Genomic DNA, 12,115 nt, shown 5'->3' on the forward strand with positions numbered 1-12,115 from the left:
CTCTTCTCATGGCCTTGCTACACTGCGAAATGCTTGCGGCGGGTGCAAGCACCCGCCGCGGCCTCACCACAGATAGTTTATGTATAAACTTATTCGCCGCAACCGGATTATCGCGCCTGCGCCATGGCCTGCGCCGCGACCACCGCATCGGCCGGTTTGCCGGCGAGTTCGGCGAGATGGTCGAAGCGGGCGCTGAACGAGCCGACGCCGGACGTCGCCGAGCGCAGCTCGACGATCAGCCCCGCCATTTCCGCCTCCGGCACCTGGGCATTGATCTGGTCCCAGCCACGCCAGCCCGGCCGGGCGTCATAGCCGACGATCTGCCCCCGCCGCGCCGAGACCAGGGCCGAGGCGCGCGACATCGCATCCGAGGGGATGACGATCTCGACCGCCAGGATCGGCTCGAGCAGCACCGGCTTCGCCTGCGGGCAGGCCTCGCTCATCGCGATGCGGGCCGCCTGGCGGAACGCCATGTCGGAGGAATCGACGGTGTGATAGGAGCCGTCGGTCAGGGTCACCTCGACATCGACCAGCGGAAAGCCGAGCGGCCCGCGCTGGCAGAAATCGCGCACCCCGGCCTCGACCGAGGAGATGTACTGGCGCGGCACGACCCCACCGGTGATCCGGTCGACGAAGCGGACACCCTCGCCGCGCGGCAGCGGCGTGACCTCCAATACGACGTCGCCGAACTGGCCATGGCCACCGCTCTGCTTGCGATGCCGGCCCCGCGCGCTCGCCTTGCCACGAATGCTCTCGCGATAGCCGACTTCCGTGGCGGCACTCTCGACGGAGACGCCATAGCGTCCCGAGAGCCGTTCCAGGGCGACCCGCAAATGCATCTCGCCCTGGCCGGAAAGACGCATCTCGCCGAACTCGGAGAGATGCTGCAGGCTCAGCCCCGTATCCTCCTCGATCAGCCGGGCCAGGGCCGCCGCCAGCCGGACATCATCCTTGCGCTCCTTCACCGTCACTGCCAGCGCATGCACCGGCTCGGGTGGCGCAACCGCGCTGATGGCGTCCGGCCTGACCTTGCCGGCGGCGATCGCATCGCCGGTGCGCACGCCTTCGAGCCGCGAGAACGCCGCGACCTCGCCTTCCTCGGCCGCCGGCAGGCGCGACTGCTCGGCCCCCTTCAGCTCGAGCACGCCGCCGATCCGGGCCTCGTTGCCGGCCGAGGACGTCACCATGTCCCCCTCGGAAAGCCGGCCGCGCAGCACGCGGGCGAGCGAGAGTTTGCCGCCCTGGCCGGAATGCCAGGTCTTCATCACCAGGCCGAGCGCCGCACCGCCTTCGACCACCCCGATGCGACCACGCGTCGTCTCCAGCCCCGGCGCCTCGTGCCGGAGCGCCTTGAGCAGGCGGGTCACGCCGTTGCCGCGCTCCGCCGCGCCGATCAGCACCGGCACGACATGGCGTTCCCGGAGCTCGCGGGCGAGATCGTCGAAGATCAGGTCGCGTGGCGGCTCGATGTCGCCGAGCAGATCCTCCATCAGGGTGTCGTCGTAATCGGCGAGCTTTTCGAGCATCGAGAAGCGGGCGTCACGTTCCCGTTCGATCTCTTCGGCTGCGAGCGGCACCACCTCGCTCGGCGCATGCTCGCGGTAGACGAAGGCGCGCTCCAGAGCCAGGTCGATGAAGCCGACCGCAATGCCGTTGCGCCAGATCGGGATCTGCCGCAGCAGCAGCGGCGTGCGCGAGGCGCGCTGCAGCAGCGCAAGCGTCTCGCGGACCCGGCGCGTCGCGGTGTCGATCTTGTTCAGGAACAGGAAGCGCGGGATGTCGGCTTCCTCGAGCTCGCGCAGCACCAATTCCAGCGCGGGCGCCTTGCGATCATCCGCCTCGCAGACCACGACCGCGGCATCGACCGCCGTCAGGACATGGCGCATTTCGTGCAGGAACTCGACCGAGCCGGGACAGTCGACGAAGGTGAAGCGTTCACCGAGGAAATCGACGGTGGCGACGTTCGGCTCCGTGCTCATCTGATGGGCGCGGGCCTCTGCCGAGGCGTCACCGACGCTGTTGCGGGTTTTGACCGAGCCGGCGCGTGAGACGGCGCCGCAGCGTTCCAGGATGCTTTCGAACAGGCTGGTCTTGCCGCTCTGGAAGGGGCCGACGATGGCGATGCATCGTGGCCCCCTGGCTCTGACCCCGGACGAAGTTCCTCCATTGGCGGGAGCCGCAGCCATGTCGTCCTCCTTCGGTTATGGCCGCGTGAGGGCATCAAGGCCGAAGGCCCCCCGCTCCCGGCGGCGGAAAACCGGCGGGACCGGAAAGCGCCCACGCCGGGAAGGCGGCGGTCGCTCGGGCCCGACAGGGTCGGGCGGCCGTCGAAGAGGGATGTCGAGCCGAAGGTTCGCGCCGAATGCGGGCGGGCGCAAGGAGAATGTTGTCGCGGCTCAGCGGTTGCGTCGCTGCCCGCGCAGGGTCGGCAGGCCGATGCCGACCGCGTCGAAGCCGCCATCGACGGCGAGCACCTGGCCTGTGATGTAGCTCGCCTTGTCGCTGCACAGGAAGAAGATCGCCTCGGCGAGCTCCTCCTCCAGCCCGTAGCGGGCGAGCGGGATCGCGTCGTGATAGTCGGCGCGGATCTCCGGCGAATGCACCGCCTTGGCCATGGCGGTCTCGACCGGGCCGGGCGCGACCGCGTTGACGCGAATGCCGAGCCCGGCGAGCTCTGCCGCCTGCTGCTTGGTGAGATGGGCGAGCGCCGCCTTGCTGGTGCCGTAGGCGACCCGCAGCGTCGAGGCCCGCAGGCCCGAGATCGAGGTGATGTTGACGATCGCACCGCCGCCATTGTCGGCCATCGCCGGAGCGGCGGCCTGGGTGGTCAGGAACGGCCCGGTCAGGTTGACGTCGAGCACGCGCTGCCATTCCTGATGGGTGGTCTCGAGCAATGGCTTGAACACCGCCGTCCCGGCATTGTTGACGAGGGCATCGAGCCGGTCGAAGCGCTCGACCGTCGCGTCGACAGCCGCCGCGACCCCGGCGGGATCGGCAACGTCGCAGACCAGCGACAGCGTCACCGTCGGCGCATCGAGCTGCGCCATCGCTTCGCCGAGGCCATGCGCGTCGATGTCGAGCAGGGCGACGCGCCAGTTGTCGGCGAGGAAGCGCTTGACCGTCGCCAGCCCGATGCCGCGCGCCGCGCCGGTGACGAGGACGGTCCTGATCGAGCTATCCGACATTTCACTGAACTCCGGGCGACGGGCCTTTCGCCTTCCTTACAGCCGGCGAGCGCCGGCCGGAAGCGTGTGCGCCGGTTGCCGACGCTGCAATCAGCGGAAAGCGGCTGCGATCAGGAAGAGCCCCGAGAACAGCATCATGCCGTCGAGCAGGAGCTGGAAGGTCCGCCGGTCCATGCGCATCACCAGTGCCTTGCCGGCGAAGGTGCCGAGCATCAGCGAGGCCCCGACGATCAGCCCCTTGGCGAGGATGGCGAGCGGCATCGCGCCCAGCGAGCGGAAGGTCGCGACCTTGGTGACGTAGATGAACAGCGAGGTCGCCGCCTCCGTCGAGAGCAGCGCCCCCTTGGTCAGCCCATAGGCCATGAAGGCAGGGATGCTGAGCGGGCCGGTCGAGAGCACGAGCCCGGTCAGGAAGCCGATCGCCGCCCCGGCCAGGCCGAGCTGCCCGAGCGAGAGTCTGATCCGCCGCGCCTCGAGCCAACGCCGGCCGGGAATCATAGCGAGGAAGAACATGCCGAGCCCGATATCGATCAGCGTCACGGGCAGGCGCAGCAGCGTGCTCGCGCCCAGTATCGCCGCCGGAATGCCGGGCAGCGCATAGGCCAGGAAGGCGCGCCAGTCGACCTCGCGCCACCAGGCGAGGACGCGCGCGAGATTCGCCATCACCGCAGCGACGGCCATGATCGGCACCGCCTGCTTCGGCCCGAAGGACCAGACCAGCACCGGCAGCAGCATGATCGACGAACCGGTCCCGACCACGCCGCTGACGACGCCGGCAACCAGCCCGACCAGCAGCGTGAACAGGGAGGCGTAGCTCAGGATATCCGCCACTCTGCTCTACCCCGTCGCACCGCCACGCGTGGCTCACCGCATCCGATTCTGCTATTCTCGCGCAAGCCCTGTCGCAAGCGTGGCCGTTTCATGCCGCCTGCGGCACCGCCGCCATCTCGACAAACCCGCCACGCTCCTGTATGGCCGCGCTCTCAACTGAAAACAGCGAGCCGTAACGCCCGCGCTCAGCGCGAACACGGCCATGGAGAGACCCATGAACATCATCGAGCAGCTCGACCAGGAGCAGATCGCCAAGCTCGCCCAGAGCAAGGAAATCCCGCATTTCCAGCCCGGCGACACCGTGCAGGTCAACGTCAAGGTCAAGGAAGGCGAGCGCAGCCGCGTCCAGGCCTATGAGGGCGTCTGCATCGCCCGCAATGGCGGCGGCCTCAACGAGAGCTTCACCGTCCGCAAGATTTCCTATGGCGAGGGCGTCGAGCGCGTCTTCCCGCTCTATTCGCCGAACCTCGACTCGATCAAGGTCGTCCGCAAGGGCAAGGTTCGCCGCGCCAAGCTGTATTACCTGCGCGATCGTCGCGGCAAGTCGGCCCGTATCGCCGAGCGCGTCGAGGCCAAGGGCACCAAGGGTGCCAAGAACGGCGGCAAGTAAGCCTCGCAGCCTGAAATATGACGGAACGCGGTCCCTCGGGGCCGCGTTTTGCGTTTCAGGGCGTCGCTCGGGGAAGGCCTGCGAGCACCCGCCTGGCTAGCGCTCGCGCTAGGCGAGGCTCGCCAGCCGCGCGAGCAGGGCTTCGGCATCGGCGGCATTCTGGTAGAGTCCGAAGCCGAGACGCAAACGGTCTCCGCGCAAATCGACGGTGATGCCGGCCTGCCTGAGCTTTTCGTGCCAGAGAGCCGCATCGGCATGGCGGAAGGTCAGGAAATTGCCGCGCGCCGGCTCGCTCGGCGGCACGACCAGGTTCTCCGGCGCGAGCACGCCGCTGGGCCGGCGGGCGAGGCCATCGGCGACGATCGCCTGCAGCGCCAGCGCATGGGCATGGATCTGCGCGGCATCGAGCGCATGGCCGTCGAGCCAGTCGAACACCGCCCCCATGCGATAGAGGCCGGAGGGATCGAAGGTCGCGCCCATGAAGCGCCAGCCATTCTGCGCATAGCCGATCTCGCCCTGCGGGCCCGCGAGCGCGCCGAAGGAAGCGTACCAGCCCGTATCGCGCGGCCGCATGCCGAAGCCCGGCGGGCAATGCATGAAGCAGGCGCCCTCGCCCGACATTGCGTATTTGTAGCCGCCGGCGATGTAAAAGGCCTTGTCGGCGATGCCGGAGAGATCGGTCGGCCGCGCCAGGAAGCCGTGATAGCCGTCGATGACGACGAGGCGACCGGGCGCCGAGACGCCCTCGACCAGCGCGTCCAGATCCGTCAGCGCATAGCCGGAATTGAACTGGACCTGGCTGACGAAGACCATGTCGATGCCGGCATCGGCTCTTGCCGCTGCGACCAGCCGCTCCGGCAAGCTCGCGAAGGGCTCGGCCGGCACCGCGGCGAGTTCGACCAGCCCGTCTTCGGCGAGCCGCTCCACCTGCCGGCGGAAGGAGTGGAACTCGGCATCGCTGGTCAGGATGCGGGGCTTGCGTTCGCGCGGCAGACAGGAAAGCAGCCGATTGACGAATTCATGCGTGTTGCTCGCCGGCACGAGCCCCTCGGTTCCCGGCAGGTTCAGATGCTTCGCGATGCCTTGCGCGACACGCTGCCAGACCGGGCCGAGCACCTCCTCCCATTTGCCGTCGACCAGCCGGGCGGCGTCGTCCCAGCAGCGCAACTGGGCGGCGCGCGTGGCGTCCGGCCAGAAATGATGGCTGTGCGCCGCGAAATGCAGCCGCTCCGGCCAGTTCTGGCGAAAGCGCGAGAACTCCGCCGCAAGGTCGAAGGGGGGAGCACCTGTCTCCGGCGTCGCCACCGCAGCAATCTCACCGGAAACCGTCATCGCAACCTCGCCGCAGCTTGTCCGCCCGTCGAAATACTTTAAACTTAAAATATCCGGCCCCCACCTTGCGTCAAGGCGCCGGATCGCAGGCAAGGAGGCCGCGATGACGGGCAGTACAGGCAGCACGGGCAGCCGGATCGAGCCCGGCATGACGACCGATTTCAAGGACCGGATGGACTACGGCTCCTATCTCGGTCTCGACCTCTTGCTCGCGGCACAGAAGCCGCTCAGCGACGCCCCCGACGAACTGCTGTTCATCACCATCCACCAGGTCCAGGAGCTCTGGCTCAAGCTCGCGACCCATGAGCTCGACGGCGCCATCGCCGCGCTGCGCGACGACGAATTGCAGCCGGCCTTCAAGTCGCTGGCGCGGGTCTCGCGCATCCAGGCCCAGCTGATCAGCGCCTGGGACGTGCTGTCGACGATGACACCGGCCGACTATCTCGCCTTCCGCGGCGCGCTTGGCCAGTCCTCCGGCTTCCAGTCCTACCAGTACCGCGCCCTCGAATTCCGGCTGGGGGCCAAGGACCCGCGCATGCTGGCGATACACAAGCACCATGAGGCGCATCACGCCCATCTCGAAGCGCTGCTGGCGGCGCCGAGCCTCTATGACGAGGCCTTGCGGCTGCTCGCCCGGCACGGCCTGCCGGTGCCGGCCGAATGCCTGGAGCGCGACTGGCGCCAGCCCCATGTCTCGAACCCGGCGGTACGCGCGGCCTGGCTCACGGTCTATCGCGACACCCATCGCTATTTCGACCTCTACGAGCTCGCCGAGGAACTGGTCGACGTCGAGGACCAGTTCCAGCAATGGCGCTTCCGCCACATGAAGACGGTCGAGCGCATCATCGGCTTCAAGCCCGGCACCGGCGGCTCGAGCGGCGTCAAGTTCCTGAGGACGGCGCTGGAGCGCTCCTTCTTCCCGGAGCTCTGGGAGCTGCGCAGCGAGCTCTAGGTCGCAGCCGTCAGCCCGCTCCCGAACTCCCGCTCGTCATGCTCGCCCTTGTGGCGAGCATCCACGTCTTGAGCATCGCTCTCGCGCAGAGAAGACGTGGAGGGCCGGGACAAGCCCGACCATGACGGAGAAAATCCGGTCCGACTTCAGGGCTCAACGGCTCGCGTGCCCCTAAAGAGCGATGGCGGGACTACGTCCTACTCCTGATTGCCGAAGGTCATGTCGCGCCGCGCCGTCAGGATGCTGATCGAATAGCCGGCGACGACGTCGACCAGCGACATCAGCGTGATGATCAGGAAAGTGCCGGTGCCGAAGCCCGGAACGAACAGGAAGATCAGCCCGCAGGCGATGAACAGCACCAGCGACAGGCCGTGATTGAAGATCGAGCTCGATTTGGCGCTGGTCGCGTTCATGATCTCGAAGAACAGCACGATGGTCGAGATCGAGAGCAGGAGCTCGCTCATCGTCAGCGTGAAGACCGAGCCGGACGGCAGCGCAAGATTCAGGAGTTCGCGCGAGAGCGGCACGCCCATGGCGGCGACCGCGACGCCGTAGGCGACGACCGCCAGCAGCATGAAGGGAAAGAAGCGCGCCATCTCGTCATCCTGCCATGGTCGGGCCGCAGCCTGTCGCTGCGGAACACCCGGAGCCGTTAAAGCATGTCCGGCCGCATCGGGAAGCAATTTTGCGGCAGGAGCAGGTCCGCACCGCGATTTCTATCCGGCCCCCTTTCGGCGCGCCAATACGCGGCTGCCGCAAGGGCGCCCTGCCACCGCTTCGCGTTGCCGCCGCAGATTGGAACTGATAGAACCACGCCATGAACAAGAAGCCGCACATTCAGGACGGTTGCCGGCGCGTGCTGCGCCGCACGCTGAATCCGCGCCGCTTCCCGACGACGCAGGGCTTTGCCGCGTTGCATGACCACGCCCGCCTGCCCTGGCGCTTCTTCGGCCGCTTCACCGCCTCGCTCGCAGCCGGCCTTAGCCAGGCCTGAGACCGGCCGTCCGGCCGGCGACAGGCCCGCCTCACGCGCCCCGGCCCGCCCGGCCGCCCAGTTCGATTTCCGTACCGAAGGCACGAAGCCCATGACTGCGACCAAAGCCCCGACCACACTCTACGACAAGATTTTCGAGGACCATGTCGTCGACCGCCAGGACGACGGCACCTGCCTGCTCTATATCGACCGCCATCTGGTCCATGAGGTCACCAGCCCGCAGGCGTTCGAGGGGCTGCGCATGAGCGGCCGCAAGGTCCACGCGCCGGAGAAGACGCTCGCCGTCGTCGACCACAACATCCCGACCACCGACCGCAGCAAGGGTATCGCCGAGGAAGAGAGCCGCATCCAGGTCGAGGCTCTGGCCAAGAACGCCAAGGAATTCGGCGTCCTGTATTTCGATGAGCTCGACGTCCGCCAGGGCATCGTCCACATCGTCGGCCCCGAGCAGGGCTTCACCCTGCCCGGCACGACCATCGTCTGCGGCGACAGCCACACCTCGACGCATGGCGCTTTCGGCGCACTGGCACACGGCATCGGCACCTCCGAGGTCGAGCATGTGCTCGCGACCCAGACGCTGATCCAGAAGAAGGCCAAGAACATGCTCGTCCAGGTGGACGGCACCCTGGCCCAGGGCGTCACCGCCAAGGACATCACCCTCGCCATCATCGGCGAGATCGGCACCGCCGGCGGCACCGGCTCGGTGATCGAATATGCCGGCGACGCCATCCGCGCCCTCACCATGGAAGGGCGGATGACCGTCTGCAACATGGCGATCGAGGGCGGCGCGCGCGCCGGCATGGTCGCCCCCGACGAGAAGGCCTTCGCCTATCTCAAGGGCCGGCCGCGGGCGCCGCAGGGCGCCGCCTGGGACGAGGCCGTTCGCTACTGGGAGACGCTGCGCTCCGACGAGGGCGCGCATTTCGACCGCATCGTCAAGCTCGACGCCAACAACCTGCCGCCGATCGTCTCCTGGGGCACGAGCCCCGAGGACGTCATCTCGGTCGCCGGCGCCGTGCCGGATCCCGATCAGATCGCCGACGAGGTCAAGCGCGCCTCGAAGAAGCGGGCGCTCGAATATATGGGCCTGACCGCCGGCACCAAGATGACCGACATCCCGCTCGACGTGATCTGGATCGGCTCCTGCACCAATGGCCGGATCGAGGATCTGCGCGCCGTCGCCAAGATCGTCGAGGGCAAGAAGATCCATGCCAGCCTGGACTACGCCATGGTCGTGCCGGGCTCGGGCCTGGTGAAGCAGCAGGCGGAGGCCGAAGGCATCGACAAGATCCTGATCGCCGCCGGCTTCGAATGGCGCGAGCCGGGCTGTTCGATGTGCCTCGGCATGAACCCCGACCAGCTCAAGCCGGGCCAGCGCGCCGCCTCGACCTCGAACCGCAATTTCGAGGGCCGGCAGGGCTATCGTGGCCGTACCCACCTCGTCTCCCCCGCCATGGCGGCGGCTGCGGCGCTGGCCGGCCACTTCGTCGACGTGCGCACGCTGGGCTGAAGCGCGAGGCGGTCGCGGGAGGACGTCATGAGCACCGATCCCCGCGAAGCTACCCGTGCCGGCGAGGCCAAGGAAGCCCTCGATCGCGTCAAGCGCGAATCCGAGAGCTTCCTCGGTTCGTCCATGGGCCGCGCCGCCGACCATTTCTCCGGCAAGGACGCGCCAGAAGGCGACAAGATCGAGCTCTGGGGCCGTCGTATCGGCCGCGGCCTCTCCTTGATCGCCTTCATCGGCCTGTCCTGGTGGCTCGGATACCAATTGAAGATCTGGTGATGGCAGGCGTTTGATGGCAAGCGTTCCCTCGATCAAGGCCTCCGCCCCGGCGGAAAGCTCGCAAGGCCTCGACTGGGACGGCGTGCGCGCACCGTCGGGCGCCGAGTTCGAGATCCTCGCGCAGGCAGCCTATGACCGCCTGCCTGAGGATTTCCGCAAGCTCTGCGCCGACCTGATCATCAACGTCACCGAGTTTCCCGAGGACGATGTCCTGAAGGAGCTCGAGGCGGAGAGCCCGTTCGACCTGCTCGGCCTGTTCTCCGGCGTCGGCCTGCCGCAGCAGGGTTATGCGCCGCAGACCGGGCAGATGCCCAACATCATCCATCTCTACCGCCGCCCGATCCTCGATTACTGGGCGGAACATGACGAGAGCCTGGGGGCGATCGTGACCCATGTCCTGGTGCACGAGATCGGCCACCATTTCGGCTTCGACGACGACGACATGGAAGCGATCGAGCGGGCGGCGGGCTGACGGATGGCTGAGCCACAAAAGCTCTGGTTCTGGCGGCGAAGCATTGCGGTTGCGATCGATTTTGTCGCAGCCTCGCTGATCTTTGTGCTCGCCTTCACCCTCGTGACCAGTGGCACGAGCGATACGCTGCGCCTGAGCGGGTTCGGCGTAAGTACTCGTGCTTGTGAGCCGACCAAAGTCTCCCCGGAAGCACTGGCCGCGGGGAACAGGATGATGCCGAATGTGGCCTGGACCAATGCCGCGCAGTGCAACATCCGTAGCTTCGGCGTCACCGATAACCGCGTCATCATCCTGGCTCGCCACGACAAGCAACCGAACGGCATCGTGTTGACGCGTAGCGTCTCCGTCCCGGTGGGCACGAATGGCAACCCGGTGTCACCGTTCTATCTGGACTGGGTCGGCCTCGCGCTCTTCTTGATTGCGAGTTTCATCTTCCTCTCGTCGCGTCTGCAGGCCACGCCCAGCATGAAGCTGATGAAACTTCAACTCGCAACAGCAAGTGGTGAGAAGGCTGGATTGAAAGCCGTGATTCTGCGTTTCCTATTTGCTTCCATACCCGTCGTTTTGACCATGGCGGCGAGCTTTGGAGCGTTCTGGCTTATCGGCGCATTCAACCTCAGCCCCTGGCTGCTGGTACCGACAATCTTCGCCGCCTTCATCATCGCGCTCGCCTGGTGGCGGCCGTTTGAGCTTCGCCGCAGCCTGCCGCGCGCACCTCTACATGACATATGGGCAGGCACGCGCATCACTCGCCCGAGCGTCAATCGGCCTGCCTGACACGGTTTCAACGAACACGAATACAGGAGTACCCACCATGCAGCCCTTCACCACCCTGACCTCGACGCCCGCCCCGCTGAAGGTGATCAATGTCGACACTGACATGATCATCCCCAAGCAGTATCTGAAGACGATCAAGCGCACCGGGCTCGGCACCGCGCTGTTCTCGGAGATGCGCTACAAGGAAGACGGCTCGGAGAACCCGGACTTCGTCCTGAACCAGCCGGCTTATCGCAAGTCGGAGATCCTCGTCGCCGGCGACAATTTCGGCTGCGGCTCGTCGCGCGAGCACGCCCCCTGGGCCCTGCTCGACTTCGGCATCCGCTGCGTGATCTCCACCAGCTTCGCCGACATCTTCTACAATAACTGCTTCAAGAACGGCATCCTGCCGATCAAGGTCTCGCAGGAGGACCTCGACAACCTGTTCGACGATGCCGATCGCGGCTCGAACGCGACGCTGACCATCGACCTCGAGAGCCAGACCATCAAGGGACCCGACGGCGGCACGGTGACCTTCGAGATCGACCCGTTCCGCAAGCACTGCCTGCTCAACGGCCTCGACGATATCGGCCTGACCATGGAGAAGGCCCCGAAGATCGAGGCCTATGAGGAGAAGCTCAAGACCCGCGCCTGGGCTTGACCCCTGCGTCCGGGCTGCGTGGCGCACGGCCTTTGTAAAAAAATTCGGCCGCGGCTCCTACGAGCCGCGGCTTTTTCGTGGGCCGGCATGGCGGGCGTGACTTGAAAACGCCCTACCGCGGTGCAACATAAGCGGGCGAGGACGACCTCCCCCGTGACGGGCAGAACCGCTGGGACGACCCGGCCCGTCTCCAAGGGAGAAGATCATGGCCTGGCTCTACCTCATCGTCGCCGGCGTGCTCGAAGTCGTCTGGGCATTCTACATGAAGCAGTCGGACGGCTTCACCAAAATCACGCCGACCGTCATCACCCTCGTCACCATGATCGGCAGCTTCGCGCTGCTGGCGCTTGCGATGCGCAGCCTGCCGCTCGGCACGGCCTATACGATCTGGACCGGCATCGGTGCGGTCGGTGCTTTCATCGTCGGCATCCTGGTGCTGGGCGAGGCCGCGACGCCGATGCGCCTCGCCGCCGCCGGCCTCATCGTCTCCGGCCTGGTGATGATGAAGCTTTCGGCCCACTGACACCGACCGGCTCGGC

General features: G+C 66.8%; 14 protein-coding genes. 9 read left to right on the plus strand and 5 right to left on the minus strand.

From position 1 onward, the window contains the following. Positions 1 to 107 precede the first annotated feature (107 nt). The 3 genes from ACWGRX_RS17340 to ACWGRX_RS17350 all read right to left on the minus strand — a co-directional run bounded on the left by ACWGRX_RS17340 (position 108) and on the right by ACWGRX_RS17350 (position 4,016). Positions 108 to 2,186, minus strand: coding sequence for an elongation factor G (locus ACWGRX_RS17340; RefSeq protein WP_452118556.1), 2,079 nt, complete (start codon positions 2,184 to 2,186; stop codon positions 108 to 110). Between the two features lie 210 nt (positions 2,187 to 2,396). Then, positions 2,397 to 3,185, minus strand: a complete 789-nt coding sequence (locus tag ACWGRX_RS17345) for an SDR family NAD(P)-dependent oxidoreductase (RefSeq protein WP_291638817.1) — start codon at positions 3,183 to 3,185, stop codon at positions 2,397 to 2,399. Positions 3,186 to 3,275: 90 nt separating this feature from the next. Continuing rightward, on the minus strand, positions 3,276 to 4,016 hold the full coding sequence (locus ACWGRX_RS17350; RefSeq protein ID WP_452118557.1) for a sulfite exporter TauE/SafE family protein: 741 nt from the start codon (positions 4,014 to 4,016) through the stop codon (positions 3,276 to 3,278). A gap of 214 nt (positions 4,017 to 4,230) precedes the next feature. Between ACWGRX_RS17350 and rplS the strand changes: the two genes are divergently transcribed. After that, positions 4,231 to 4,626 (plus strand): 50S ribosomal protein L19, encoded by a 396-nt coding sequence (gene rplS / locus ACWGRX_RS17355; RefSeq protein ID WP_291638815.1) that lies wholly within the window; start codon positions 4,231 to 4,233, stop codon positions 4,624 to 4,626. A gap of 108 nt (positions 4,627 to 4,734) precedes the next feature. On the opposite strand, the gene ACWGRX_RS17360 is transcribed toward rplS, so the two are convergent. Next, positions 4,735 to 5,958, minus strand: a complete 1,224-nt coding sequence (locus ACWGRX_RS17360) for an aminotransferase class V-fold PLP-dependent enzyme (RefSeq protein WP_452118558.1) — start codon at positions 5,956 to 5,958, stop codon at positions 4,735 to 4,737. A 103-nt stretch (positions 5,959 to 6,061) separates the two neighbouring features. Here ACWGRX_RS17360 and kynA point away from each other — a divergent pair, with 103 nt between their 5' ends. After that, the gene (kynA, locus tag ACWGRX_RS17365; RefSeq protein WP_452118559.1) at positions 6,062 to 6,910 is read left to right on the plus strand and encodes a tryptophan 2,3-dioxygenase; all 849 of its coding nucleotides are present in this window, start codon (positions 6,062 to 6,064) and stop codon (positions 6,908 to 6,910) included. 197 nt (positions 6,911 to 7,107) lie between these two features. Here kynA and ACWGRX_RS17370 read toward each other — a convergent pair whose 3' ends face one another. Beyond that, positions 7,108 to 7,506 carry a hypothetical protein gene (locus tag ACWGRX_RS17370; RefSeq protein WP_291638812.1) on the minus strand — a complete coding sequence of 133 codons (399 nt, stop codon included), beginning with the start codon at positions 7,504 to 7,506 and terminating at the stop codon, positions 7,108 to 7,110. 221 nt (positions 7,507 to 7,727) lie between these two features. Between ACWGRX_RS17370 and ACWGRX_RS17375 the strand changes: the two genes are divergently transcribed. The 7 genes from ACWGRX_RS17375 to ACWGRX_RS17405 all read left to right on the plus strand — a co-directional run bounded on the left by ACWGRX_RS17375 (position 7,728) and on the right by ACWGRX_RS17405 (position 12,099). Continuing rightward, on the plus strand, positions 7,728 to 7,904 hold the full coding sequence (locus ACWGRX_RS17375; RefSeq protein WP_291638811.1) for a hypothetical protein: 177 nt from the start codon (positions 7,728 to 7,730) through the stop codon (positions 7,902 to 7,904). 91 nt (positions 7,905 to 7,995) lie between these two features. Next, positions 7,996 to 9,414 (plus strand): 3-isopropylmalate dehydratase large subunit, encoded by a 1,419-nt coding sequence (gene leuC, locus ACWGRX_RS17380; protein ID WP_452118560.1) that lies wholly within the window; start codon positions 7,996 to 7,998, stop codon positions 9,412 to 9,414. A gap of 27 nt (positions 9,415 to 9,441) precedes the next feature. Further along, complete coding sequence (locus ACWGRX_RS17385; RefSeq protein WP_452118561.1) at positions 9,442 to 9,687, plus strand: hypothetical protein; 246 nt, start codon at positions 9,442 to 9,444, stop codon at positions 9,685 to 9,687. A gap of 13 nt (positions 9,688 to 9,700) precedes the next feature. Next, a complete protein-coding gene (locus ACWGRX_RS17390) occupies positions 9,701 to 10,159 on the plus strand; it encodes a metallopeptidase family protein (RefSeq protein WP_452118562.1) in 459 nt (152 codons plus the stop codon). 3 nt (positions 10,160 to 10,162) lie between these two features. Beyond that, entirely contained in the window at positions 10,163 to 10,936 is a 774-nt protein-coding gene (locus ACWGRX_RS17395; RefSeq protein WP_452118563.1) for an RDD family protein, read from the plus strand. 37 nt (positions 10,937 to 10,973) lie between these two features. Beyond that, on the plus strand, positions 10,974 to 11,576 hold the full coding sequence (leuD, locus tag ACWGRX_RS17400) for a 3-isopropylmalate dehydratase small subunit (protein ID WP_452118564.1): 603 nt from the start codon (positions 10,974 to 10,976) through the stop codon (positions 11,574 to 11,576). A 205-nt stretch (positions 11,577 to 11,781) separates the two neighbouring features. Further along, the gene (locus ACWGRX_RS17405; protein ID WP_452118565.1) at positions 11,782 to 12,099 is read left to right on the plus strand and encodes a DMT family transporter; all 318 of its coding nucleotides are present in this window, start codon (positions 11,782 to 11,784) and stop codon (positions 12,097 to 12,099) included. Positions 12,100 to 12,115: the final 16 nt, after the last annotated feature.

It is taken from the genome of Allobosea sp. NPDC055594, assembly GCF_053618995.1.